Source organism: Microbacterium sp. KSW4-4 (assembly GCF_023091185.1).
Classification (GTDB): domain Bacteria; phylum Actinomycetota; class Actinomycetes; order Actinomycetales; family Microbacteriaceae; genus Microbacterium; species Microbacterium paraoxydans.
Map to the genome: position 1 here is coordinate 972,620 of NZ_JAHWXJ010000001.1, position 23,262 is coordinate 995,881.

Consider the following 23,262-nt stretch of genomic DNA (forward strand, 5'->3'; position numbering starts at 1 on the left):
GTAACTGTCCGCACGGCGAGGGGCAGGCGGATTCGCCGCCCCTCGCCCACTCTCAGCTCCGCGCGTCGGACGCCGTCCCGCGCCGCTCCCTCGTGATCTCGTGCCACAGGTCCACGGAATCGTCGTCCGATGCCCGCAGACCCGCGCGACCGACGACGGTGACGGCGACGAGCGGGTCTCGTGCGGAGCGGATGATGATGCGCCCGGTCCCGGCGCTACGGAGCACCGACGCGAGCTCGTCGCGGATCTCCATGCGTCGGCCCTCGTCGACGCCGTCGAGACCCCCCTCGTCGAACACCGTCACGGAGGCGCCGTGGCGGCGCGCGGCGTCGATCGCGTTGCGGACGTCGTCGTTCAGGAGGTCCGCACCACGCAGCTCGTCGCGAAGACGCCCCTCCGCGAGCCGGGCCTCCAGCCGCTCATCGTCGTCGAGCTGGCCGCGTGACGCCACCACCCGGCTGAGCACGGGGCCCGCGACGGCGAGGGCGAACTGGGTGCGGAGGCGACGCTCTCGCTGGCGCACCCGTTGCGTCGCGTGCCAGGCCGAGACCGCCTGCTGGATCTCCGACAGGCGCTCCGTGTCGCTCACGGCGCGGTCCCAGAACATCACCAGGAGCTGGGCGACCGCGACCCACATGATCGACCCCACCACTCCGAGATTCATCGCCACCCCCAGGCCCAGGGCGAGGGATGCCGCGACCACGAGCACAGCGAGCGCCGCCCAGCCCGCCCACGCGCGGCGACGGACCACGCAGACGATGCCGAGCAGACCGAGGGCGCCGATGTACCAGGTGGCGAAGGGCGCCGTCCGATCGTCGGGGTCCAACGAGAGGGTGACCAGCACCGGGATGATCGTGCTCGCTCCGAGGGCGAGGAGCGCCGACCACAGCGGCATGCGCACCGTGGCCGGACTCCCGAGGATCGCGATGTTCACCACCACGAGGTACACGGCGATGGCGAGGACCATGAGCAGCGGAGCCGTCGGCTGCTCGATCCACCAGATCCCGCGTGCGACGAAGTACAGCGCGAAGCCGACGGCGAGCGTGGTGGCGACGCTGCGGACGGTCCGGTTCATGAGCGCTCCCACCCCAGGGTCACGACGGTGCCTTCCGCATCCGAGGAGATGTGCGCGGTCCCGGCCACACCGGCCATGCGGGCGAGGATCGAGGCGCGGATGCCGAGCCGGTCGGGACCGATGGCGTCGACGTCGAAGCCGCCGCCCGTGTCCGAGATCGTCACGGCGATGCCCTCGTCACCGTGACCGACGACGAGGATGTGCAGACCTCGACCGTGGGCGTGCGCGACCGCGTTCCCGATCGCCTGGCGGGCGGCGAGCACGAGCGCTCGCGCGGCACGCCCCGGGATGAGGCCGCTGCCGCCGCGCTCCTCCACGATGGCGTCCGCGCCCAGTTCGGAGAGCGCTCGTCGCAGCTCCACGACGATCTGCGCGGCCCCCACCGGCTCGTCGCTGCCCTCCTCCGCGACCGCGGCCTCGGTGTTCGCGAGCCGCGTGAGGGCCTCCCTGGCCATCGCCACGGCGAGCTCCCGTGCGCGCTCGCCCTCCGCGCGCTCGGCGGCGATGAGAGCGGCCAGGACGCTGTCGTGCATGAGCGCCGACATGGCGACCCTCTCCTCCTCCGCAGCCGCGGTCGCGGCCGCCGTCGCGTACGAGGCCACGGCGGTCCCCCGCGCCTCGTCGACGCCCGCGGCGACCGAGCGGAACATCCAGCCGAGCGAGACGATCACGACACCGAGGATCAGGGTGAAGGAGACGTCGAACGCCGTCGTCACCCAGAACTCCCGGGAGAACTCCCCCTGCACCAGACGCACGTATCCGTACACGAAGGGCACGCCGACGGCCCACGCGAACTGCAGCCGCACGGGGAAGGCGAGCATCGCCGCCACCACGCCCACGTTCACGAGGAAGAAGATCCACGGCTGGTCGCCCGCCACCTTGTCCGTGGGGTCGACGACGATGGGCCACGCTGCGAGCGCGAGCAGATACACGACGGCGAACACCCCCGCGGCCAGGCGCACGCCGCGTCCGATCAGACAGGCGACGAGCATCGCCGTCAGCGGTACGAAGACGCCAACGAGCATCGAGATGTGCGGCGCGTCTGCGCGGGACATCGTCTGCACGGCCGCGATCAGGGCCTGCGCCCCGAGCACGGCCGACCCCAGGGCGACGACGATCGCGAGGATGCGTTCCATCCGCTTGCCGGTGAACCGCTCGAAGCCGTTCTCCGCGCTGCCGGGAGAAGGGATCTTGCTCCAGGCGTCGCGGACGCTCAGCGGCTCAGCGGGCACTCGGCGCCCCGTCGGCCGTCACGATGCCGTCCTCCATCGCGCGCCGCAGCAGATCGACCTTGGTGGGCGCCGGCCGACCGACCTCGACGTACTTCACCCGGATCCGGGTGATGTTCTCCTTCGCCGTGGAGTATGCGACGCCGAGACGTTCGGCCACGGCCTTCAGCGGCAGGCCCGTCGCGTACAGACGCAGCACCTCCCGCTCGCGGCTGGACAGCTGCGCGTCGGCGAACGCGCGGTCGCCGTCGACCGCACTCGCCCATTCGACGTTGTTCAGCGCCTCGCCCTGCGCCACGGTGCGGATCGCGTCCAGCACGTCGTCGAGGGCCGACGACTTGCTGACGACACCGGCCGCCCCCGCCGCCAGGGCCTCTCGCACTGCTGCGGGCCGGTCGGCGACACTGTGGATCACGACGCTGGCGCCGTCGGCGACGAGGGACACGACGTTCTCCGTCACCGTCGTCCCGTCCCCCAGCGTCAGGTCGAGCACGACGACGTCGGCCGGCGGGGCGCCCGTGGAGGACCGCCACACGAGGTAGGAGCCGACCGTGCTCCCGGTGAACACGACGGTCTGCCCGTCCCTGGCGCACGCGGCCTCGAGGCCGAGGCGGACGGACTCGTGGTCGTCGATGAGGGCGACGGTGCTCATGCCCACAGCCTAGTGAGTCGCGGACCGGGGACCGGGAATGCGCTCACCGGGTGAGCAGGGCGACGACCTCGAAGTGGTGCGAGTGCGGGAACAGGTCGAACCCGCGGAGCGCGTCGATCCGCCACCCCAGGCCCCGGAAGGTACCGAGGTCGCGCGCGAGGGCGACGGGGTCGCAGGCGACGTAGGCGATCGCGGACGGAGCAAGCGCATGCACGCCCTCCACGACCGCGCGTCCGGCGCCGGACCGGGGCGGGTCGAGCACCACCGCCCCCGTCGAGCCCCCGCGTCGCGGCTGCTGCAGGAAGCGGTCGACCCGGGCGGTGACGGCGGTCACCTCGAGCGGGGCCAGGTTCGCGGCGGCGTGCTGCGTCGCGCGGCGGCTGGATTCGACGGTCACGACGTCGGTGCCGCCGAGATCCGCGAGAGTCCGCGCGAACAGACCCACACCGCCGTACAGGTCGTAGTGCGTCGCGTCCGGCTCCACGTGTCCGTCGAGCAGCCCGTACACGGCGCCGTCGAGGACGGAGGCGGCGCGGGGGTGCACCTGCCAGAATCCGCCGGCGTCGACGTCGAACGTGCGGTCGCCGACGCGCTCCTGCACCACCTCGGGCTTCGGCCGGGGGCGGCGGTCCCTGGGATCCCGGCGCTCGGCCTCGGGATGCCGGAGGACGCGCACGCGGCCGTCCGCGGGCTCCACGAGCTCGATGCGCCCGGGCTTCTCGCCCCGCAGGGCCAGGGCGGCCTCGGCGATCGCGGGGCGGGCGAGCGGGTAGGTCGAGACAGGCACGACGCGGTGGCTGCGGGCGGCGAAGGGACCGATCCTCCCGGCATCGTCGACGTGCAGGGTCACCCGCGTGCGCCACCCCGTCCCGTCGCCGGACTCCACGGCCTCGATCTCCGGGGCCTCGAGCCCGGGACCGGCGAAGCGGTCGAACGCCTCTGCCAGCACCTGTCGCTTGAGCGCGCGCTGGTGGTCGAGCTCGATGTGCCCGAGGTCCGCGCCGCCGGGTCGCTGGGCGGGGTCGTGCGCGACGTCCGCCTCCGGCCAGATGTGCGGCCGGCGATGCGGGGAGGCGTCGAGGACCTCGAGCGTCTCGGCGCGCCAGAAGCTCCGTATGTCCGGCTCCCCGGCGGCGGGGGACGGATCCAGCAGGCGGGCACGGACGCGCTCGCCCGGGATCGCGTCCGAGACGAAGACCACGCGTCCCTCGTGACGGGCGATGAAGGTGCCTCCGTGGGCGATGCCGGTGATGTCGAGATCGAGCACGTCGGCTGCGGAGGAAGTCATCCTTCGAGGATACGGTGGTCTCCATGCGCGTCTGCCTCGCCTCCACCTCCCCCGCCCGGCTCATGCTGCTGCGTCAGGCCGGCGTCGAACCGCTCACGCTGTCGCCGGAGGTGGACGAGGACGCCCTGGCCGCCGCCGCAGAGGAGCGCATGGGTCCCCTCGCACCCGCCGACCTCGTGCTGCTGCTCGCCCGCGCCAAGGCCGCCGCCGTCGCCGAACGGCTGGCCGCCGAGGGCGTGTTCGACGGCATCGTCATCGGCGGGGACTCGATGTTCGCCCTCGGGGACCGGGTGTACGGCAAGCCCTACACGCCGGAGGAGGCCACGCGCCGGTGGCAGGAGATGCGCGGCGCGACCGGAGTGCTGCACTCCGGGCACTCCGTGTTCCGCGTCTCCCCCGGCGCGGCTCTCGTCGAGGCGACGGCCGTCGCGGAGGCCGCCGTGACGTTCGCCGATGACATCAGCGATGAGGAGATCGCCGCGTACGTGGCATCAGGGGAGCCGCTGCACGTCGCGGGAGCCTTCACCGTGGACAGCCTCGGCGGCGCCTTCATCACCCGGGTCGAGGGCGATCCCTCCACCGTGGTGGGCATGTCGCTGTCCACCGTGCGCGGCCTCGCTGCCGACCTCGGGGTCCGGTGGACGGATCTGTGGTCGTAGACTCCCCTCCACGTTTTTCCCTCTTTCTTGTCGAGAGTCGTCAAAAGTATCGGGATGCTACTCGCTAGGCTGGCAACCATGCCTGAAATCGCGAAGGTGCTCGTCGCCAACCGCGGCGAGATCGCCGTCCGCATCGTCCGTGCCGCTCGTGACTCCGGGATCGCCTCGGTCGCCGTCTACGCCGACCAGGACAGGGACGCACTGCATGTGCGCCTGGCCGACGAGGCGTACGCGCTCGGTGGCGCGACCAGCGCCGAGACGTACCTCCAGATCGAGAAGATCCTCTCCGTCGCCCGCCGCGCCGGTGCCGACGCCGTGCACCCCGGCTACGGCTTCCTCGCGGAGAACGCCGAGTTCGCGCGCGCGGTGATCGACGCCGGGATGATCTGGATCGGCCCCTCCCCGGAGGCGATCGAGGCGCTCGGCGACAAGGTCACCGCCCGCCACGTGGCCGAGAAGGTCGGCGCGCCCCTCGCGCCCGGCACCCCCGGCCCCGTCTCCGGTGCCGACGAGGTCGTCGCCTTCGCGCAGGAGTTCGGCCTGCCGATCGCCATCAAGGCGGCCTACGGCGGCGGCGGACGCGGCCTCAAGGTCGCCCGCGAGCTCGACGAGGTCGAGGAGCTGTTCGAATCCGCCACCCGCGAGGCCGTCGCCGCCTTCGGCCGCGGCGAGTGCTTCGTGGAGAAGTACCTCGACAAGCCCCGCCACGTCGAGACCCAGTGCCTCGCCGACGCCGAGGGCAACGTCGTCATCATCTCGACCCGCGACTGCTCGCTGCAGCGCCGGCACCAGAAGCTCGTGGAGGAGGCGCCGGCCCCGTTCCTCACGCCCGAGCAGAACGAGAAGCTCTACTCGGCGTCCAAGGCCATCCTCAAGGCGGTCGGCTACGTCGGCGCGGGTACGTGCGAGTTCCTCATCGGCGCCGACGGCACGGTCTCCTTCCTCGAGGTGAACACCCGCCTTCAGGTCGAGCACCCCGTGTCCGAGGAGGTCACCGGGATCGACCTCGTCCGCGAGCAGTTCCGCATCGCAGCCGGCGGCACGATCGACTACGACGACCCCCAGCCGCAGGGTCACTCCATCGAGTTCCGCATCAACGGCGAGGACCCGGGTCGCGGATTCCTCCCCCAGCCCGGCCCCATCCACGTCTTCAAGACCTTCGGCGGCCCCGGCATCCGCCTCGACTCCGGCGTCACCGCCGGGGACGCGGTGTCCGGCGCGTTCGACTCGCTGCTCGCCAAGATCATCGTCACCGGCAAGGACCGCGCCGAGGCCCTGGAGCGCGCGCGGCGGGCTCTGGACGAGTTCGAGGTCGCGGGTCTGCCCACCGTCATCCCGTTCCACCGCAAGGTCGTCCGCGACCCCGCCTTCACGGCGGAGGACGGGAGGTTCGGGGTCTACACGCGCTGGATCGAGACCGAGTTCGACAACGACATCCCCGCGTGGGACGGCGAGCTGGAGGCTCCGGCTCCGACGAACGCCCGGCACACCGTGGTCGTCGAGGTCGGCGGCAAGCGCCTGGAGGTCAGCCTGCCCGATCGCGTCGCGGTCGCGCCCGGCACCACCGGCCGCCCGGCGGCCGTCCCGCCGTCGCGCCGCAGCCACGCCACGGTCGCCAACGCCGGGGCCTCCGGCGACGCGGTGAAGTCGCCGATGCAGGCCACGGTCGTCAAGGTCGCGGTCGAGGAGGGGCAGCAGGTCGTCAAGGGCGACCTCGTCGTCGTCCTCGAGGCGATGAAGATGGAGCAGCCGCTGCAGGCGCACAAGGACGGCGTCGTCGGCAACATCGACGCCGCCGCGGGCACCACGGTCTCCGCCGGTCACCAGCTCCTCACGATCTCCTGACACGAGACCCCGCTTTCACGCCGAGACCCCGGGCTGCAGATGTCTGCAGCCCGGGGTCTCGGCGATTGCGGGGGGTCTCGGGTCAGGAGATGTTCACGAGGTGCATCGCGCGGCTCGCGTCGGTGATGCTGCTCGAGAGCGAGGGGTACGCGGCGAACACGCGGGAGACCTGGTCGACGGTGAGACGGCGCTCGACCGCGATCGCGATGGGGTAGATGAGCTCCGACGCCTTCGGGGCCACGATCACGCCGCCGATGACGGTGCCGGACCCCTTGCGGGCGATGAGCTTGACGAAGCCGTCCTTGATGCCCATCATCTTCGCGCGCGGGTTGGCGGCGAGCGGGAGCTTGTAGACCATGCCGTCGGCGAGGCCGTCCTCCACGTCCTTGACGCCGTAGCCGACGGTCGCGATCTCCGGCGCCGTGAAGATGTTGGAGGTGATCTTGATGAGCTCGAGCGGGATGACGATGTCGCCCAGCGCGTGGAACACCGCCGTCCGCCCCTGCATCGAGGCCACCGAGGCCAGCGGGAAGAAGTTCGTGCAGTCCCCGACCGCGTACACGTTCGGCACCGAGGTGCGCGCGACGCGGTTCACCCGGACGTGACCGGAGTCGTCGAGCTCGACGCCGGCCTCCTCCAGGCCGATGCCCGCGGTGTTCGGGATGGAGCCGACCGCCATGAGGCAGTGGCTGCCCTCGACCGTGCGGCCGTCCGACAGGGTCACGGTGACGCCGTCCCCGACGACCTCGACCTTCTCGGCCCGCGACTTGGACAGCACCTGCATGCCGCCGCGCTTGAACACCTTCTCCAGCACGCGCGCCGCATCCTGGTCCTCGCCTGGGAGCACCTGCTCGCGGCTGGAGACGAGCGTGACCTTCGCACCGAGGTTCATGTAGGCGGAGGCGAACTCCGCACCGGTCACGCCGGAGCCGACGACGATGAGGTGCTCGGGCAGCGCCTTCATGTCGTAGAGCTGGGTCCACGTGAGGATGCGCTTGCCGTCGGGCTTGGCGGAGTCGAGCTCGCGCGGCGAGGCGCCGACCGCGACGACGATGGTGTCGGCCTCGACGCGGTCGAAGTCCGTGCCGCGCTCGCCGGTGGAGACGACGATGGCGTTCGGACCCTCCAGCCGGCCGTGACCGGAGAGGATCCGCACGCCCGCATCGAGGAGGGTGGTGCGCATGTCCTCGGACTGCTGACCGGCCAGCGCCACGAGGCGCTTGTTCACGGCGGCGAGGTTGATGGCGATCTCCGGCTTGAGCGGCTTGCCGTTCTCGCCCTTGGCGTAGAAGTTCACGCCGAGGTCGCTGGCCTCGGAGATGGCGACCGCGGCGTCCGCCGTGGCGATGAGGCTCTTCGACGGCACGACGTCGGTGAGCACGGCCGAACCGCCGACACCGACGCGCTCGACGAGGGTGACCTCCGCTCCGAGCTGGGCGGCTGCCAGGGCCGCCTCGTAACCGCCGGGTCCGCCGCCGAGGACGGCGACGCGCTGAGTGCGCTCGAAAGTGGTGGAAGACATGCTCTCCATTCTTCCGCAATCCTGGCACCGGAGCCTGCCACTTCCTAGAGTGGATCCATGCCTGAAACCCACAGCAACCCCCTCGATGACCCCGCTGCGAACCCGTTCGAGGTCGCAGCCGAAGCCGCCGCCGACATCGCGCGGCTGACCGGCGTCGAGAAGCACGACATCGCCCTCACGCTCGGCAGCGGCTGGGGCAAGGCGGCCGACCTCATCGGCGAGACCGTGGCGACGATCCCCGCGACCGAGGTCACCGGATTCTCGAAGCCCGCTCTCGAGGGCCACGTCGGCACGCTGCGCAGCATCCGGACCCCGGGCGGGAAGAACGTCCTCGTCATCGGCGCCCGCACGCACTACTACGAGAACCACGGCGTGCGCCGGGTCGTGCACAGCGTCCGCACCGCCGCAGCTGCCGGCGCGAAGATCATGGTCCTCACCAACGGCGCGGGTGGCATCCGCGAGACGTGGAAGCCCGGTCAGCCGGTGCTGATCAGCGACCACATCAACCTCACCGCCGACTCGCCCCTGGAGGGCGCGACGTTCATCGACCTCACCGACCTGTACGCGAAGCGCCTGCGCGACATCGCCCGGACGGTCGACCCCGCGCTCGACGAGGGCGTCTACACGCAGTTCCGCGGCCCGCACTACGAGACCCCGGCTGAGGTGCAGATGGCGAAGCACATCGGCGGCCACATCGTCGGCATGTCCACCGCGCTCGAGGCGATCGCCGCGCGCGAGGCCGGCATGGAGATCCTCGGGTTCTCGCTCATCACGAACCTCGCCGCCGGCATCCAGCAGACGCCGCTCAGCCACGCCGAGGTCATCGAAGCCGGTCGCGAGGCAGAGCCGGTGATCTCCGCCCTGCTGGCCCGGGTGGTCGAGGCCCTGTGAGCGAGGAGCGGCTCGCCCAGGCCCGCGCCTGGCTGCGCCAGGACCCCGACCCGCAGACCCGCGACGAGCTCGCCGGCATCGTCACCCGGGCCGCCTCCGGGGACGAGGCCGCCGTGGCGGAGCTCGACGACCGCTTCGGCAGCCGTCTCGCGTTCGGGACGGCGGGACTGCGCGGCGCCCTCGGGGCTGGGAGCAACCGGATGAACCGGGTGCTCGTCTCCCAGGCCGCGGCGGGCTTCGCGGCGTACCTGCGCGAGCGGGCCGCCGGGGCGACGCCGACGGTCGTGATCGGCTACGACGGACGCCGGAACTCCCGGGTGTTCGCCCAGGACTCCGCGGAGCTGTTCGCCGGGGCCGGCCTGCGCGCGATCCTGCTCCCCCGCCTGCTGCCGACGCCCGTGCTGGCCTTCGCCGTGCGTCACCTCGGCGCCGATGCCGGCGTGATGGTGACCGCAAGCCACAACCCGCCCGACGACAACGGCTACAAGGTGTACCTCGGCGGCGCGGATGCCGGCTCGCAGATCGTCGCTCCCGCCGACGCCGAGATCGCCGCCCACATCCAGCGGATCGCGGACAGCGGCGACGTGCGGGCTCTGCCGCGGTCCACCGCCTACGAGACCGCGGGCGAGGACCTCATCGAGGCCTACGTCGCCGCCACCGCCGCCGTCGCCCCGGCGCCCGCGGGGGCCCGCCGCCTGCGCTGGGTCTACACCGCGATGCACGGCGTCGGCTGGGAGACGGTCGCCCGCATCCTCGACGCCGCCGGCTACCCGCGGCCCGTCGTGGTCGACGAGCAGCTGCATCCGGACGCGACGTTCCGCACGGTGTCCTTCCCGAACCCGGAGGAGCCGGGGGCCATGGATCTCGCGTTCGCCACGGCCAGGAGGGCGAAGGCGGACTTCATCCTCGCCAATGACCCGGACGCCGACCGCCTCGCCGTGGCCATCCCGGACGAGACCGCCGCGGACGGCTGGCGCCGTCTCACGGGCAACGAGGTCGGCCTGCTGCTCGGCGCCCGCGCCGCGCGCGCCGCGGACGGCACCCCGGGCGCCTCGCTCGCCTGCTCGCTCGTCTCCTCCCCCGGGCTCGGCGCCATCGCCGCCCACCACGGGCTGGACTTCCACGAGACGCTCACCGGCTTCAAGTGGATCTCCCGGGCCCCTGGCATCGTCTTCGGGTTCGAGGAGGCTCTGGGCTACCTCGTCAACCCCGAGACCGTGCGCGACAAGGACGGCATCTCCGCCGCGGTCGCCGTGCTCGGGCTGGCCGCCGAAGCCCAGGAGCGCGGGCTCACCCTCGCCGATCTCGTCCGCGAGGTCGGCGACACGTACGGGCACTTCGCGAGCGCGCAGGTGTCGGTGCGGGTGGCGGACCTGTCGCTCATCGGCACGGTGATGCTGTCGCTGCGCTCGCTTCCGCCCACGCAGATCGCGGGGCGTTCAATCGCGTCGGCCGAGGACCTGCTGCAGAGCGCTCCCGGGCAGCCCTCCGGCGACGTGCTGCGGTATCGGCTCTCGGACGGCTCCCGGGTGATCGTCCGGCCGAGCGGCACGGAGCCGAAGCTCAAGGTGTACATCGACGCCACGGGTGATTCCGCCGAGGCGGCCGCGGCGGCCGTCGCCGAGCTGGAGGCGGGCGTCCGGGTCCTCCTGGACGAGCGCTCCTGACCATGCCCGTCCGCCATGTCGTCGTCAGCGCCCACAACGGCGTGCACGCACGACCGGTCGCGGAGCTCGTGCGCCTCGCACAGGCGCACGAGCTCCCCGTCACGCTGCGCACCGCGGACGGCACGTCCGTGGATCTGCGCAGCGTCCTCGCGGTGATGGACCTCGCCCTCGCATCCGGCGACGCCGTGACCCTGGAGACGCCGGCCGGCCCGGCCTCGGAGAGCGTCCTCGACCAGCTCGCCCTCGTGCTCGCCCCCGACGCCTGAGCCTCAGCCGTCGATCACGGCGACGAGTTCGTCGAGGAAACCCTCGAAGGTCGCGCTGCGCCGGACGATCCGCTGCACGCTCTCACGCTCGCTGAACACCTCCACGAGCTGCTCGAAGACGGTCTGGAAGGCGGCGCGGTCGCTCTCGCTGAAGGCGGCCAGCGCGACGACCTGCACCCTTCCGTCGCCCCAGGCCGCCGACCCCTCCGCGACACCGAGCGCGATCGCCGTCCGAGCCGCGGTCATCTGCAGCGCGTGCGGCACGGCCAGCGCGTCGGTGAACGCCGTGGAGGACATACGCTCCCGGACGATCGTGTTCTCCACGTAGTCGTCACCGATCAGGCCGGCCCGCACGAGCGGCGCGCCGAGCCGCCGGATGATGGCCTCCTCGCCGTCGTCCGGGAGGGGATGCACGAAGGCGTCGGGGTGGAAGTAACGCGCGAGCTCCTCCCGGAGCCGGGCGAGCCGTCGCCCCCGGCGCAGGCGCCCCGCGGCCTGCTGGATGCGGTCGACGTCCGCGTCGGTGAGGAACGGCTGGATGCGCACGAAGCGGTCGCCCGCGGCCCCGGGCTCGATCGTGCTCAGCACGAGGTCGGTGTCGAACGACGCCCAGTCCGGGTCGACGTTCGTGACGACGCTGGTGACCTCGATCGCGGAGCCCAGCGAGCGGTCCACGCTCGAGCGCAGGAGTTCGTGGAGCTCGTAGTAGCCCGGGCAGACGATGGTCGCGGTGAGGATGGACTCCGCCTTGCGGCTCCGTTCCAGCCGGCCACCGACGTGCATGGCGATGTAGGCGATCTCGTCATCGTGGATGGGCGTGCCGAGCCGGTCGTGCAGACCGCTCGCGATCGACACCGCGACCTCGAAGATCATCGGGTACGTCGTCTTCAGCGAGCGGGTGAGCGGATTCCGGGTGAGCGCACTCTCCTCGGCACGACGCAGGAGGTTCTGCACGTGCAGCGCGAGACGGAGCACGAAGGTCTCGTCGACGAGGTCGACGCGGTAGTCCTCCGCGGCCCGCGCGATCTCCGCTCGGACCGCCGCCTCCACGTCCGGGGCGACGCCGCTGCGGGCGAGCTCCTGCGCCGCCTCGCCACCGGGGGCGACGATCCGGGTGAGGACCAGGGAGGCGAGGTGACCGCTGTCCCCCTCGCCAAGGACCACGGCGAAGTGCTCGGCCGCGAGGCGGGCGATCACCGCTCCCACCCGCGGGATCTCCGGTCGGGCTCCCACCGGCGGCGCGTCGAGGGCGCGCCCGGCGGCCACTCGCTCGGCGGCGATCGCGATATGCAGCAGGACGTCGGCGATCGCGAGCTCGTTGACGTAGTAGCCGAGCTCGCCGAGCTCTCCCACCAGGGCGGACTTGAAGGGTCCGACTGCCTGCGCATCGACCGCGGTCCCGGAGAGGGCTCGCCGGAAGATCTCGGGGTGGAACGAGGCGTCGTCCATCTCGTCGTGCGCGAGGCGGCTGAGCAGCCGGCGCTGAGCAGCCTCGTCTCCGCGGAGCCGCACCCGCTCCCGTGCACGTTCGAGCGTCAGGTCGGTGCCGTCGAGGAGCCCGCGGACGCGCACGAGGTCCGCCTCCAGCGTCGCCTCGCTCACGTGCAGGGCGTCCGCCGTGTCGAAGACGTCGATCCCCTCCTCCTCGTCCAGCAGCAGCCGGACCAGGGCGTGCAGCCGTTCGCGGGGCGCGGAGTCGCCGCCCTGCCGCACCCGGAGCGCACCGCGGGCGCCGGGGCCCGCCCGATAGCCCGCCGGGCCGGACTCGACGACCGCGGCGCCGGGCGTGCGGGCGTTCAGGGCCGCGACGTAGGAACGGATGCTCCGGGGCGTCACGCCGAGGAGGTCGGCCAGCGTGCCCGCGGTCGCCCAGCCCTCCTCGCGCAGCAGGGCGGCGAGGAGCTGGTCCTGACGCTGGCGCGACATGATCCCTCCGAGTTCCCGTGCTGACGGCACTGTCCGACTGCTCTCCATGATGACAGCCTCCGGCGACACGGGCGCGGCGAGCAGGGTTCCGCAGGGGCGGAAGAGAACGTGTTGGTGCCACCGCGGCCCGATTTCCCAGACTGTTCTCAGGAAGGTGACATCGATGAGGATTCTCGTGGTCTGCGGCGCCGGCGCGTCGAGCACGTTCGTCGCACAGCGCCTGCGCACCGCCGCCGCCGCGGCGGGACTGGACTGGGACGCGGACGCCGGGGTCGAGAGCACCGTCCCCGTCGGCGGGCACGACCTCGTCCTCGTGGGTCCGCACCTCCGTGAGCGCCTCGGCGCCATCCGCGACCTGACCCGCGCGCCCGTCGCGGTCCTGCCGGACGACGTGTTCGCCGATCGCGACGGCGGCCGCACGCTTCTCCTCGCCCAGTCGACCCTCGCCGCCGCCGGCGGGGCCCCGAAAGGAACACCATGACCGCCACCCGCACCGTCCGCATCGGCTCTTCGCACGGACTGCACGCCCGGCCCGCCAAGATCTTCGCGCAGGCCGCGAAGGACTCCGGCCTCGCGGTCACGATCGCCAAGGATTCCGGCAAGCCGGTCAACGCCGCGAGCATCCTCGGGGTGATCGCCCTGGCCATCGAGCACGGCGACTACGTGACGCTCACGGCCGAGGGCGACGGCGCGGAGGGCGTCCTGGACACGCTCACCGAGCTGCTGACCACCGACCACGACCAGGACGCCGCCGGATGAGCGCGCTGCGAGGGGTGGGGATCGGTCTCGGCGTCGCGCAGGGACCGGTCGTCCGCATGACCGAGGCGCTGCCCGCGCCCGAGAACACACCGAGCACCGCGGGGGCGGATGCCGAGCGCGCGCGGGTCCGCGAGGCCGTCGCCGTCGTGGCGCAGGAGCTGACCCAGCGCGGCGAGGCCGCCGGTGGTGCGGCGCAGGAGGTGCTCGAGGCGCAGGCGATGATCGCCGAGGACCCCACCCTGCAGGACGAGGTCGACAGCAGGATCGACGCCGGCGCCACCGCGGAGTGGGCCGTGCACGACGCCTTCGCCGGCTTCCGGGCCACGCTCGAAGCCGTCGGCGGCTACCTCGGCGAGCGCGCCGCCGATCTCGACGACATCGCGCAGCGGGTGCTCGCCCGGCTGCGCGGCGTGGAGGCCCCCGGCGTCCCCGATCCTGGGCACCCGTTCGTCCTCGTGGCGCGTGACCTCGCGCCCGCCGACACTGCGCTGCTGAACCTCGACCAGGTGCTCGCCCTCGTCACCACCGACGGCGGCCCGACCTCCCACACGGCGATCCTCGCCAGGGAGAAGGGCATCGTGGCCGTGGTCGGCGTCGGCGACGGGCACGCCCTGACGACCGGGGAGACCGTGATCGTCGACGCGGCCGCGGGTGTCATCACCCGCGAGCCGACCGACGACGAGCGCGCCCGCGCCGCCGAGCGCGCCGCCGCCCGCCGCGCCGCCGACGACGCCCCGCTCACCCCCGGTGCGCTCGCCGACGGCACACCGGTCGCGCTGCTCGCGAACCTGGGGAAGCCTGCCGATGCCGCCGACGCGGTCGCTCGGGGGGCCGAGGGTGTCGGCCTGTTCCGGACGGAGTTCCTGTTCCTCTCGGCGTCGCAGGCGCCGACGGTCGCCCAGCAGCGGGACGCCTATCGCGAGCTGCTGGAGGCGTTCCCCGGCAAGAAGGTCGTCGTGCGGATGCTCGACGCGGGGGCCGACAAGCCGCTGGCCTTCCTCAACGACGCACACGAGGAGAATCCGGCCCTGGGACTGCGCGGCCTGCGGGCACTCCGCGCGAGCGAGGACATCCTCCGCGAACAGCTGACCGCGCTGGCCGAGGCCGACGCGGCGACCGACGCCGACCTGTGGGTCATGGCACCCATGGTGGCCACCGTCGAGGAGACCGTGTACTTCACCGGCCTCGCCCGCGAGTACGGGCTGAAGACGGCAGGCGTCATGGTCGAGGTGCCCGCCAGCGCCCTGCTCGCCGACCGGGTGCTCGCGCACGCCGACTTCGCGTCGATCGGCACCAACGACCTCACCCAGTACACGATGGCCGCGGACCGGCTGCTCGGTTCCGTCGCGTCGTTCCAGGACCCCTGGCACCCCGCGGTGCTGCGCCTGGTGCGCGAGGTCGGCGCGGCCGGCGCCCGTCTCGGCAAGCCGGTCGGCATCTGCGGCGAGGCCGCGGCCGATCCGCTGCTCGCCGTCGTCCTCGTGGGCCTCGGCGCGACGAGCCTCTCCATGGCGCCGTCGGCCCTCGCGGACGTCCGCCAGGCGCTCGCCGCCCGGACTCGCGACGATGCCGTCCGCCTTGCGGAAGCCGCGCTCGGCGCGGACGACGCCCCCTCCGCCCGCACCGCTGCGGCGACCCTCGCCGCGGCACTCCCCCCTCATCAGAAAGAGACCACATCATGACGACGACGTCACCCGCCGCCACCGCCCCCGGTGGCCTCCGCGTGGGCGTGCAGCGTTTCGGCACGTTCCTCTCCGGCATGATCATGCCGAACATCGCGGCCTTCATCGCCTGGGGCTTCATCACAATGCTCTTCATCCCGAAGGGCTTCTTCGGGGCCGAGAGCCCGTTCGGCTGGCACTGGGCCGGCGTCGCCGAGATCATCGGCGGCGGCGGCGACTCCGCCGTCCTCGGCTGGCAGGGCGCGATGACCGCGGTCGCTGAGGGCGCGGACGGCAACATCCTGGCCTACGTCGGCCTGGTCGGCCCGATGGTCACCTACCTGCTGCCCCTCCTGATCGCGAACACGGCCGGACGCATGGTCTACGGCGAGCGCGGTGGCGTGGTCGCGACGATCGCGACCGTCGGGGTGATCGTCGGGACGAACATCCCGATGTTCCTCGGCGCCATGATCATGGGCCCGATCGCCGCGTGGATCATGAAGCAGGTCGACAAGCTGTGGGACGGCAAGATCCGCCCCGGCTTCGAGATGCTCGTCAACAACTTCTCCGCCGGCATCCTGGGCATGATCCTCGCCATCGTCGGGTTCTTCGCCTTCGGCCCGGTCATGCTCGGCATCAGCGCCGCGCTGGGGGCTGCCGTCGACTGGCTCGTCTCGCTCAACCTGCTGCCGCTCGTGTCGATCATCGTCGAGCCGGCCAAGGTGCTGTTCCTCAACAACGCCATCAACCACGGCGTGTTCACGCCGCTGGGGATCGAGCAGGCCGCCGAGACGGGCAAGTCGATCCTCTTCCTCATCGAGGCGAACCCCGGCCCCGGCCTCGGTCTGCTGCTCGCGTTCACCTTCTTCGGGGTCGGCGCGGCGAAGGCCTCCGCTCCCGGTGCCGCCATCATCCAGTTCTTCGGCGGCATCCACGAGATCTACTTCCCGTACGCGCTCAGCAAGCCGACCACGATCCTCGCGCTCATCGCGGGTGGAGCGGCCGGTGTGACGACCAACATGGTCCTCGGCGGCGGACTCGCCTTCCCGGCGGCCCCGGGCAGCATCATCGCCGTGACCGCCGCAGCCATCGGCCCTGGCGTCGCCAACCTCCTCGTCGTCTACCTGTCGGTCATCATCGCGGCGACCGTGACGTTCCTCATCACCGGCGTCATCCTGCGGGCCTCGCGCAAGCGCGACCTCTCTGCCGAGGGCGACGCGTTCGGCGCGGCCATCGCGCAGACCGAGGCGAACAAGGGCAAGTCGTCCGCGGCGATGGACGCCCTGCGCACCTCGACCGCGACGACGGCTCCGGAGACCACGCCGGCTCCCGCCACCACCGCGGTCTCGGCGGCCCCCATCGAGACCATCGTGTTCGCGTGCGATGCCGGCATGGGCTCGTCCGCCATGGGTGCCAGCGTGCTCCGCAACAAGCTGAAGAAGGCCGGCATCGAGGGCGTCACCGTCACGAACGCCGCCATCGCCAACCTCGACGGCGCCGCCGACGTGGTCATCACGCAGCAGCAGCTCACCGACCGGGCCACGGCGAAGTCGCCCGACTCCCTGCACGTCTCGGTGGACAACTTCATGAACTCGCCGAAGTACGACGAGGTCGTCGAGATGGTCAAGGAACAGCGAAAGGACGAAGAATGAGCGTTCTCACTGCCGAGCAGGTCCGCATCCACCCGGGAGGCGCGTCGCGCGACGACGCGCTCCAGGAGGCGACGGACATCCTCGTCGCCGCCGGCGCGGTGACCCCGGCGTACGTCGACGCGATGCGCCAGCGCGAGGAGACCGTGTCGACGTACATGGGCAACGGGCTGGCCATCCCGCACGGCACGAACGAGGCGAAGGACGCCATCCTCGCCTCCGCCCTCTCCGTCGTCCGCTACGACGGCGGCGTCGACTGGGACGGCGAGCAGGCGCGGTTCGTGATCGGCATCTCCGGCGTCGGCGACGAGCACCTCGACATCCTGTCGCGCATCGCGATCCTCTTCTCCGAGGAGGACGACGTCGCGCGGCTGGAAGCGGCGGCAACGCCGGACGAGCTGTTCGCTCTCCTCTCGGAGGTGAACGAGGGATGAAGGCGGTCCACTTCGGGGCGGGCAACATCGGGCGCGGTTTCGTCGGCCTGCTCCTGCACGAGGGCGGCTACGAGGTCGTGTTCAGCGACGTCGCCGACGCGCTCGTGGAGGCGATCGACCAGGCGGACTCGTACACCGTGCACGAAGCCGGCCCCGGAGGGACCGACCACGTCGTCTCCGGGTTCCGTGCGGTGAACAGCCGCACGGACCCCGCCGTGGTGGCGGAGGAGGTGGCGACGGCCGACGTCGTCACGACCGCCGTCGGCCCCACGGTGCTGCGGTTCGTCGCCCCGTCGATCGTCGCCGGGCTCGCGCTGCGCTCCCCCGAGGCCGCGCCGCTGCAGGTGATGGCCTGCGAGAACGCCATCGGCGCCACCGATCAGCTGCGGCAGGAGATCATCGCCGCGGCGGGGCCGGACGCCGATACGCTGCTCGGCCGCGCCGTGTTCGCGAACACCGCCGTCGACCGGATCGTGCCCGCGCAGCCGGAGGGCGGCGGCATCGACGTCACGGTGGAGCCGTACTTCGAGTGGGCGATCGAGGCCCGGCCGTTCGGCGACACCCGGCCGCGCATTCCCGGCGCCCATTTCGTCGACGACCTCGCGCCGTACATCGAGCGCAAGCTCTTCACGGTGAACACCGGTCATGCCGCCACCGCGTACTTCGGTGCGCGGGCGGGCGTCGAGCGGATCTCGGACGCCCTCGCGGACGAGGCGATCGCCGCGCAGGTCTCCGCGGCGCTGGAGGAGACCTCGGCGGTGCTGGTCGTCGAACACGGTCTCGACCCCGCGGAGCTGGCGCAGTACCGCGCGACCATCCTCGAGCGGTTCCGCAATCCCGCACTCGTGGACACCGTGCAGCGCGTCGGCCGTCAGCCGCTGCGGAAGATCTCCCGGCACGAGCGCTTCATCGGTCCCGCGGCGATGGCGGCCGAGCACGGACTGTCGACGGACGCCCTGGTGGCGGCCGTCGCCGCCGCGCTGGAGTTCGACGACCCCGCCGACGAGCAGGCGGTCGAGCTGCAGGCCCTGCTGCGCACCGAGGATGCCGGCGGATTCACCGTCCGCACCACGGGCCTCGATCCGGAGCACCCGCTCTTCCCTGCCGTCCGCGACGCGGTGGCGCTCCGGCAGGCGGCCCTCGCCGGCTGAGAGGACGCGGCGTCCGGGCGGGAGTAGCGTTGCTGCTGTGCACAACAAGCCCGGGCGCCGCGTCCTGAAGAGAATCCTGTGGGGTGGGGCGATCGTCCTCCTCCTCGCCGTCGGCGGCATCCTCGTCTGGAGCCAGGTCGGCGTCATGGCCGCGGAGCCCGAACCGCTCGCCGCCGTCCGTGAGAACCCCGCGATCACGGTGACCGATGCCGAGGAGGGGATCGTCCTGGAGCCCGCGGACGGCGCGTCAGACCGCGGACTGGTCTTCATCCCGGGAGCGAAGGTCGACCCCTGGGCCTATGCGTCGATCCTGCAGGGACTCGCGGAGGAGGGCACCACGGTCGTCATCACCCGGCCCTGGCTCAATCTCGCCTTCTTCGATCCGCGTGGCCTCGACTCGTTCACGAGCGCCGCGCCCGACGTGGACACCTGGGCCGTGGGCGGCCACTCCCTCGGCGGGGTGCGCGCCTGTCAGCTCGCGACGGACGCCGACGCCCTCGTCCTCTTCGCCTCCTACTGCGCGACCGACCTCGCCGGAACCGACCTCCCTGTACTGAGCGTCTCCGGCAGCGAGGACGGCCTCTCCACGCCGGAGAAGATCGCGGACGCGCGCTCCGAACTCCCCGCTGACGCCGAGTTCGTCGAGATCGACGGCGCCTCCCACGCCTCCTTCGGCGACTACGGACCCCAGACCGGTGACGGCACCCCGAACATCGACGACGACGAGATGCACGCCGAGATCACCGAGGTCGTCGGCGACTTCCTGGAGCAGGTCGCGCCCTAAGCCGCCCGCGGATCCCCGAGGATGGGATCGAGCAGCGGATGCAGGTGCCGGGTGGTCAGCACGCCGGCGGCCGAGCGCGCACCCGCCGAGAGCGCCGACGCCAGGTCCGCACCGGCCAGCCGCGCGTCGAGGACTCCGGCCAGGAACGCGTCGCCCGCGCCGTTGGTGTCGACGACGGTGGTCGGCAGCGCGGGCACCCGCAGCTCGGCCCCGTCCTCCCCCACCGCGACCGCTCCCTCGGCGCCGAGGGTGCACACGGCGAACTCCGCTCCGTCCGCGACGGCGGCGCGGAGGAACTCCACCGGCGCGGCCAGCCGATCCGCGTTGCAGAACACCGCCGCGGCCGCCTCCAGGAACGGCCGGTGGTACGCGTCGATGCCGTCGTAGTCGTGCACGTCGACCCAGAGCGGCGTGCCGCTGGCCGCCGCGAGCGGGAGCAACCGCCGTGGCTCCGCGGCCAGATCGAGCACGACGGCGTCGGCGGCGGTCATCGCCGTGGCGTACGCGGCGTCCTCCGTCCCCGTCGTCTCCGCCGGTGTGGAGAGGTACAGCGACACCCGGTCACCCTGCGAAGTCATCAGGTTGAGGTGCCGCTCCGTGGTTCCGTCCGTCCACTGCGCGACCACCCCGGCCTCCTCCAGCGCCGCACGCACCCGGAGCCCATCCTCGTCGTCCCCGGCGATGGCATGCAGCACGACGGATCGGCCGAGCGCCGTCAGGCTCAGCGCCTTGCCCGCACTCGTGCCGCCGATCGTCTCCCAGCTCGCCTGCGCGAACTGCATGTGCGGCACCGGCTCGGGGAGCCGGTCGAGAAGGACCATGCGGTTCCAGGACGCGGGACCGGCGAGGAAGACGGAGGCGGGCATGTGTCCATCCTCGCGCGCCGCCTCCCGTTCCGGCGCGCGGACCGGTCGTGTCGACCCGGGCTCAGGCGTCGAAGCCCTCGGCGATCATCTCGACGAGCTCTTCCCTCTCCTCGACGGGGAGGAAGGCGGCTGCGGCGGCGTTGAACTGGAAGGCCTCGAGGTCGTCGAGGTCGTACTCGAAGGTCTGCACGAGCAGGGCAAGTTCCCTGGTGAGCGAGGTGGCGCTCATGGTGCGGTTGTCCACGTTCACGGTCACCGCGAAGCCGAGCTGGTAGAGCAGGTCGAACGGGTGATCGGCGAGCGTCTTGCCCCACGCGGCGACGGCACCCGTCTGCAGGTTCGACGACGGGGAGAGCTCCAGCGGGATCTCCCGGTCGCGCACCCAGCGCGCGAGGTCGCCGAAGCGCACCTGCACCTCGTCGCCCTCCTGCGTGACGACCTCGAGGTCCTCGGCGATCCGGACGCCGTGTCCGAGGCGGAGCGCACGACCGTCCAGCAGGGCCGAGCGGATCGAGGCGAGCCCGGCCGCCTCCCCCGCATGCACGGTCACCGGGAAGAAGTTCTCGGCGAGGTAGTCGAAAGCCGCGCGGTGGTCCGACGGCGGGAAACCGTCCTCGGGACCGGCGATGTCGAAGCCGACGGCGCCGCGTCCGCGGAAGTCCACCGCGAGCTCGGCGATCTCCCTGGCGCGGTCGGTGTGCCGCATGGCGGTGAGGAGCTGTCCGACGCGGATGCTGCGACCGTCCCGGTCCGCCGCGTCCTCGCCCTCCTCGATCCCCTGCTGCACGGCCTCGACGGCATCCTCCAGCGAGAGACCGCCGGCCTGGTGCTGTTCCGGTGCCCAGCGCACCTCGCCGTAGATGACGCCGTCGGCCGCGAGGTCCTGGACGAACTCGCGCGCGACACGGGTCAGCCCCTCCCGGGTCTGCATGACCGCGGTGGTGAGCTCGAAGGTCTTCAGGTACTCCACCAGCGATCCGGAGTCGCTCTTCTTCGCGAACCAGGAGCCGAGCGCCGCCGGGTCGGAGGCGGGGAGGTCGAGACCGATCGCGTCGGCGAGCTCGATGATCGTGGCCGGGCGCACGGCGCCGTCCAGGTGGTCGTGCAGCGACACCTTCGGCAGGCTCCGCAAGGAGACGCCCTGGATGGCGACGTCGCCGCTCGCATCGATCGACATGGGGATCCTCTCGGTCGCGGGGTGTTCGTCCAGGCTAGCGCCCGGGCCTCACGCCGTGATGCGCTCGCGGACGATCGGCCCCACGGTCGGCGCTTCGTCGCCGAGCTCCCAGGCCCCTTCGAGCGCCTCGATGGCTCGCGGGAAGCGCGCCTCGTCCGCCGCCGACAGCGTGAACAGCGGCTGCCCGGCGGCCACCCGGTCACCGGGCTTCGCATGCAGGTCGATGCCCGCCTCGAAGATCACCGGGTCCTCGGCCCGCGCACGGCCGGCGCCGAGACGCCAGGCGGCGATGCCGAAGGGGAGCGCGTCCATCCGGGTGACGATGCCGTCCGCGGGCGCCGTGACGACGTGCGTCTCCCGCGCGACCGGGAGGGCCGCATCGGGGTCGCCGTCCTGGGCGCGGATCATCGCCTTCCAGGCGTCCATGGCGCGGCCGTCGTCCAGCGCTGCCTCCACGTCCGCGTCGGGCTGCCCGGCGAGGGCGAGCATCTCCCTGGCGAGCGCGACGGTCAGCTCCCGTACGTCGGCGGGTCCTCCGCCGGCGAGGATCTCGACCGACTCGCGGACCTCGTTCGCGTTGCCGATCGCGCGTCCCAGAGGGACGTTCATGTCGGTCAGAAGTGCAGTGGTGGCGACGCCGGAGTCGGTGCCGAGCGCGACCATCGTGCGGGCGAGCTCGCGGGCGCGGTCGATGTCCTGCATGAAGGCGCCGGAGCCGAACTTCACGTCCAGGACGAGAGCGTCGGTCCCTTCGGCGATCTTCTTCGACATGATGCTGGAGGCGATCAGCGGGATGGCCTCCACGGTGCCGGTCACATCGCGGAGCGCGTAGAGCTTCTTGTCGGCGGGAGCGAGACCGGAGCCCGCGGCGCAGATCACGGCCCCGACGTCGCCCTGCATCTGCGCGAACATCTCCTCGTTGCTGAGCGCCGCGCGCCAGCCGGGGATCGACTCCAGCTTGTCGAGCGTGCCACCGGTGTGGCCGAGGCCGCGACCGCTGAGCTGCGGGACCGCCACGCCGAACGAGGCGACCAGCGGGGCCAGCGGCAGGGTGATCTTGTCGCCGACACCGCCGGTGGAGTGCTTGTCCACGGTCCTCTTGCCGAGCGTCGCGAAGCTCATCCGCTCGCCGGAGGCGATCATCGCGTCGGTGAGCACGCGGATCTCGTCGCGCTCCATGCCGCGCTGGAAGATCGCCATCGCGAAGGACGCCATCTGCGCGTCGGACACGTAGCCGCGCGTGTAGGCGTCCACCATCCAGCGCAGCGCCGGCTCCGGCACCGCCCCGCCGTCCCGCTTGGCGCGGATCACGTCGATCGCGTCGAACTGCTCGATGGCTCCCTGAGCCTGTCCAGCGGTCATCGTGCTTCCTCCAGGTCGCGCGGCCCGAACGCATCGGGTAGCACCTCGTCGATCGTGCGGATGCCGGAGACCGTCTCCAGCAGCATGCCGGGTACGGCGTGCTCGAACAGCAGCTGCCGGCACCGGCCGCAGGGCATGATCGTCTCGCCGTCGTTGTTCACACACACGAAGGCGACGAGCTGCCCGCCGCCGGACATGAACAGGTCGCCCACGAGCGCACACTCCGCGCACAGCGTGACGCCGTACGAGGCGTTCTCGACATTGCAGCCGGCAACGATCCGCCCGTCGCTGACGAGAGCCGCCGCCCCCACGCGGTAACGCGAGTACGGCGCGTACGCCTTGGTCATGGCTTCCGCGGCGACCTGGCGCAGCTCGTCCCAGTCGATGTCCGTCATGGTG

General features: G+C 72.2%; 22 protein-coding genes. 12 read left to right on the plus strand and 10 right to left on the minus strand.

The window, feature by feature from the left end; translation table 11 throughout:
- Positions 1–52: 52 nt before the first annotated feature.
- From KZC57_RS04825 to KZC57_RS04840, 4 genes are read right to left on the minus strand one after another with little or no spacing between them, the layout of a single operon-like run.
- A complete protein-coding gene (locus KZC57_RS04825; protein WP_247641168.1) occupies positions 53–1,075 on the minus strand; it encodes a hypothetical protein in 1,023 nt (340 codons plus the stop codon).
- Positions 1,072–2,307, minus strand: a complete 1,236-nt coding sequence (locus KZC57_RS04830) for a hypothetical protein (protein WP_083370891.1) — start codon at positions 2,305–2,307, stop codon at positions 1,072–1,074. The genes KZC57_RS04825 and KZC57_RS04830 overlap by 4 nt, the downstream gene beginning before the upstream one ends.
- Positions 2,297–2,956, minus strand: a complete 660-nt coding sequence (locus KZC57_RS04835) for a response regulator transcription factor (RefSeq protein ID WP_060923517.1) — start codon at positions 2,954–2,956, stop codon at positions 2,297–2,299. The genes KZC57_RS04830 and KZC57_RS04835 overlap by 11 nt, the downstream gene beginning before the upstream one ends.
- 43 nt (positions 2,957–2,999) lie before the next feature.
- A complete protein-coding gene (locus tag KZC57_RS04840) occupies positions 3,000–4,244 on the minus strand; it encodes a class I SAM-dependent RNA methyltransferase (protein WP_247641169.1) in 1,245 nt (414 codons plus the stop codon).
- A 23-nt stretch (positions 4,245–4,267) separates the two neighbouring features.
- Here KZC57_RS04840 and KZC57_RS04845 point away from each other — a divergent pair, with 23 nt between their 5' ends.
- Together KZC57_RS04845 and KZC57_RS04850 are read left to right on the plus strand one after the other, a co-directional pair.
- A complete protein-coding gene (locus KZC57_RS04845) occupies positions 4,268–4,903 on the plus strand; it encodes a nucleoside triphosphate pyrophosphatase (protein ID WP_247641170.1) in 636 nt (211 codons plus the stop codon).
- A gap of 78 nt (positions 4,904–4,981) precedes the next feature.
- Positions 4,982–6,748 carry a biotin carboxylase N-terminal domain-containing protein gene (locus KZC57_RS04850; protein WP_247641171.1) on the plus strand — a complete coding sequence of 589 codons (1,767 nt, stop codon included), beginning with the start codon at positions 4,982–4,984 and terminating at the stop codon, positions 6,746–6,748.
- A gap of 82 nt (positions 6,749–6,830) precedes the next feature.
- Here the strand turns inward: KZC57_RS04850 and KZC57_RS04855 are convergent, their stop codons facing one another.
- Positions 6,831–8,279 carry an NAD(P)H-quinone dehydrogenase gene (locus tag KZC57_RS04855; RefSeq protein ID WP_060923621.1) on the minus strand — a complete coding sequence of 483 codons (1,449 nt, stop codon included), beginning with the start codon at positions 8,277–8,279 and terminating at the stop codon, positions 6,831–6,833.
- Between the two features lie 48 nt (positions 8,280–8,327).
- Here KZC57_RS04855 and KZC57_RS04860 point away from each other — a divergent pair, with 48 nt between their 5' ends.
- Genes KZC57_RS04860 through KZC57_RS04870 form a run of 3 tightly spaced genes read left to right on the plus strand, consistent with a single transcriptional unit; the run spans position 8,328 to position 11,094 of the window.
- Positions 8,328–9,161: a purine-nucleoside phosphorylase gene (locus KZC57_RS04860; RefSeq protein ID WP_247641172.1), complete on the plus strand. Its 834-nt coding sequence runs from the start codon at positions 8,328–8,330 to the stop codon at positions 9,159–9,161.
- The gene (locus KZC57_RS04865) at positions 9,158–10,828 is read left to right on the plus strand and encodes a phospho-sugar mutase (protein WP_247641173.1); all 1,671 of its coding nucleotides are present in this window, start codon (positions 9,158–9,160) and stop codon (positions 10,826–10,828) included. Before KZC57_RS04860 ends, KZC57_RS04865 begins: the two co-directional genes overlap by 4 nt.
- Before the next feature lie 2 nt (positions 10,829–10,830).
- Positions 10,831–11,094 (plus strand): HPr family phosphocarrier protein, encoded by a 264-nt coding sequence (locus KZC57_RS04870; RefSeq protein WP_105950168.1) that lies wholly within the window; start codon positions 10,831–10,833, stop codon positions 11,092–11,094.
- A gap of 3 nt (positions 11,095–11,097) precedes the next feature.
- On the opposite strand, the gene KZC57_RS04875 is transcribed toward KZC57_RS04870, so the two are convergent.
- Entirely contained in the window at positions 11,098–13,020 is a 1,923-nt protein-coding gene (locus KZC57_RS04875) for a PRD domain-containing protein (RefSeq protein ID WP_144882502.1), read from the minus strand.
- Between the two features lie 163 nt (positions 13,021–13,183).
- Between KZC57_RS04875 and KZC57_RS04880 the strand changes: the two genes are divergently transcribed.
- Genes KZC57_RS04880 through KZC57_RS04910 form a run of 7 tightly spaced genes read left to right on the plus strand, consistent with a single transcriptional unit; the run spans position 13,184 to position 19,458 of the window.
- Positions 13,184–13,501 carry a PTS sugar transporter subunit IIB gene (locus tag KZC57_RS04880; protein ID WP_060923562.1) on the plus strand — a complete coding sequence of 106 codons (318 nt, stop codon included), beginning with the start codon at positions 13,184–13,186 and terminating at the stop codon, positions 13,499–13,501.
- A complete protein-coding gene (locus KZC57_RS04885; RefSeq protein WP_071329668.1) occupies positions 13,498–13,779 on the plus strand; it encodes an HPr family phosphocarrier protein in 282 nt (93 codons plus the stop codon). The genes KZC57_RS04880 and KZC57_RS04885 overlap by 4 nt, the downstream gene beginning before the upstream one ends.
- The gene (ptsP, locus tag KZC57_RS04890; protein ID WP_247641174.1) at positions 13,776–15,461 is read left to right on the plus strand and encodes a phosphoenolpyruvate--protein phosphotransferase; all 1,686 of its coding nucleotides are present in this window, start codon (positions 13,776–13,778) and stop codon (positions 15,459–15,461) included. The genes KZC57_RS04885 and ptsP overlap by 4 nt, the downstream gene beginning before the upstream one ends.
- The gene (locus tag KZC57_RS04895; RefSeq protein WP_247641175.1) at positions 15,458–17,092 is read left to right on the plus strand and encodes a PTS mannitol transporter subunit IICB; all 1,635 of its coding nucleotides are present in this window, start codon (positions 15,458–15,460) and stop codon (positions 17,090–17,092) included. The genes ptsP and KZC57_RS04895 overlap by 4 nt, the downstream gene beginning before the upstream one ends.
- Entirely contained in the window at positions 17,089–17,523 is a 435-nt protein-coding gene (locus tag KZC57_RS04900) for a PTS sugar transporter subunit IIA (protein ID WP_247641176.1), read from the plus strand. Before KZC57_RS04895 ends, KZC57_RS04900 begins: the two co-directional genes overlap by 4 nt.
- The gene (locus KZC57_RS04905) at positions 17,520–18,674 is read left to right on the plus strand and encodes a mannitol-1-phosphate 5-dehydrogenase (protein WP_247641177.1); all 1,155 of its coding nucleotides are present in this window, start codon (positions 17,520–17,522) and stop codon (positions 18,672–18,674) included. Before KZC57_RS04900 ends, KZC57_RS04905 begins: the two co-directional genes overlap by 4 nt.
- 37 nt (positions 18,675–18,711) lie before the next feature.
- Positions 18,712–19,458: an alpha/beta hydrolase gene (locus tag KZC57_RS04910; RefSeq protein WP_247641178.1), complete on the plus strand. Its 747-nt coding sequence runs from the start codon at positions 18,712–18,714 to the stop codon at positions 19,456–19,458.
- Here the strand turns inward: KZC57_RS04910 and KZC57_RS04915 are convergent.
- The 4 genes from KZC57_RS04915 to KZC57_RS04930 all read right to left on the minus strand — a co-directional run bounded on the left by KZC57_RS04915 (position 19,455) and on the right by KZC57_RS04930 (position 23,258).
- Positions 19,455–20,324, minus strand: coding sequence for a carbohydrate kinase family protein (locus KZC57_RS04915; protein ID WP_083370895.1), 870 nt, complete (start codon positions 20,322–20,324; stop codon positions 19,455–19,457). The genes KZC57_RS04910 and KZC57_RS04915 overlap by 4 nt on opposite strands.
- Positions 20,325–20,385: 61 nt before the next feature.
- Complete coding sequence (locus KZC57_RS04920) at positions 20,386–21,501, minus strand: adenosine deaminase (RefSeq protein WP_060921498.1); 1,116 nt, start codon at positions 21,499–21,501, stop codon at positions 20,386–20,388.
- A 48-nt stretch (positions 21,502–21,549) separates the two neighbouring features.
- Complete coding sequence (locus KZC57_RS04925; protein WP_247641179.1) at positions 21,550–22,863, minus strand: thymidine phosphorylase; 1,314 nt, start codon at positions 22,861–22,863, stop codon at positions 21,550–21,552.
- A complete protein-coding gene (locus tag KZC57_RS04930) occupies positions 22,860–23,258 on the minus strand; it encodes a cytidine deaminase (protein WP_025105664.1) in 399 nt (132 codons plus the stop codon). The genes KZC57_RS04925 and KZC57_RS04930 overlap by 4 nt, the downstream gene beginning before the upstream one ends.
- Between the last annotated feature and the right edge of the window lie 4 nt (positions 23,259–23,262).

Excerpts from the sequence above, each read along its gene's own strand:
- KZC57_RS04855 (WP_060923621.1), bottom strand. The coding sequence starts at position 8,279 with ATGGAGAGCATGTCTTCCACCACTTTCGAGCGCACTCAGCGCGTCGCC.
- KZC57_RS04835 (WP_060923517.1), bottom strand. The coding sequence starts at position 2,956 with ATGAGCACCGTCGCCCTCATCGACGACCACGAGTCCGTCCGCCTCGGC.
- ptsP (WP_247641174.1), top strand. The coding sequence starts at position 13,776 with ATGAGCGCGCTGCGAGGGGTGGGGATCGGTCTCGGCGTCGCGCAGGGA.
- KZC57_RS04880 (WP_060923562.1), top strand. The coding sequence starts at position 13,184 with ATGAGGATTCTCGTGGTCTGCGGCGCCGGCGCGTCGAGCACGTTCGTC.
- KZC57_RS04860 (WP_247641172.1), top strand. The coding sequence starts at position 8,328 with ATGCCTGAAACCCACAGCAACCCCCTCGATGACCCCGCTGCGAACCCG.
- KZC57_RS04825 (WP_247641168.1), bottom strand. The coding sequence starts at position 1,075 with ATGAACCGGACCGTCCGCAGCGTCGCCACCACGCTCGCCGTCGGCTTC.
- KZC57_RS04900 (WP_247641176.1), top strand. The coding sequence starts at position 17,089 with ATGAGCGTTCTCACTGCCGAGCAGGTCCGCATCCACCCGGGAGGCGCG.
- KZC57_RS04895 (WP_247641175.1), top strand. The coding sequence starts at position 15,458 with ATGACGACGACGTCACCCGCCGCCACCGCCCCCGGTGGCCTCCGCGTG.
- KZC57_RS04915 (WP_083370895.1), bottom strand. The coding sequence starts at position 20,324 with ATGCCCGCCTCCGTCTTCCTCGCCGGTCCCGCGTCCTGGAACCGCATG.
- KZC57_RS04840 (WP_247641169.1), bottom strand. The coding sequence starts at position 4,244 with ATGACTTCCTCCGCAGCCGACGTGCTCGATCTCGACATCACCGGCATC.
- KZC57_RS04850 (WP_247641171.1), top strand. The coding sequence starts at position 4,982 with ATGCCTGAAATCGCGAAGGTGCTCGTCGCCAACCGCGGCGAGATCGCC.
- KZC57_RS04925 (WP_247641179.1), bottom strand. The coding sequence starts at position 22,863 with ATGACCGCTGGACAGGCTCAGGGAGCCATCGAGCAGTTCGACGCGATC.
- KZC57_RS04930 (WP_025105664.1), bottom strand. The coding sequence starts at position 23,258 with ATGACGGACATCGACTGGGACGAGCTGCGCCAGGTCGCCGCGGAAGCC.
- KZC57_RS04920 (WP_060921498.1), bottom strand. The coding sequence starts at position 21,501 with ATGTCGATCGATGCGAGCGGCGACGTCGCCATCCAGGGCGTCTCCTTG.
- KZC57_RS04870 (WP_105950168.1), top strand. The coding sequence starts at position 10,831 with ATGCCCGTCCGCCATGTCGTCGTCAGCGCCCACAACGGCGTGCACGCA.
- KZC57_RS04875 (WP_144882502.1), bottom strand. The coding sequence starts at position 13,020 with ATGTCGCGCCAGCGTCAGGACCAGCTCCTCGCCGCCCTGCTGCGCGAG.
- KZC57_RS04845 (WP_247641170.1), top strand. The coding sequence starts at position 4,268 with ATGCGCGTCTGCCTCGCCTCCACCTCCCCCGCCCGGCTCATGCTGCTG.
- KZC57_RS04905 (WP_247641177.1), top strand. The coding sequence starts at position 17,520 with ATGAAGGCGGTCCACTTCGGGGCGGGCAACATCGGGCGCGGTTTCGTC.
- KZC57_RS04885 (WP_071329668.1), top strand. The coding sequence starts at position 13,498 with ATGACCGCCACCCGCACCGTCCGCATCGGCTCTTCGCACGGACTGCAC.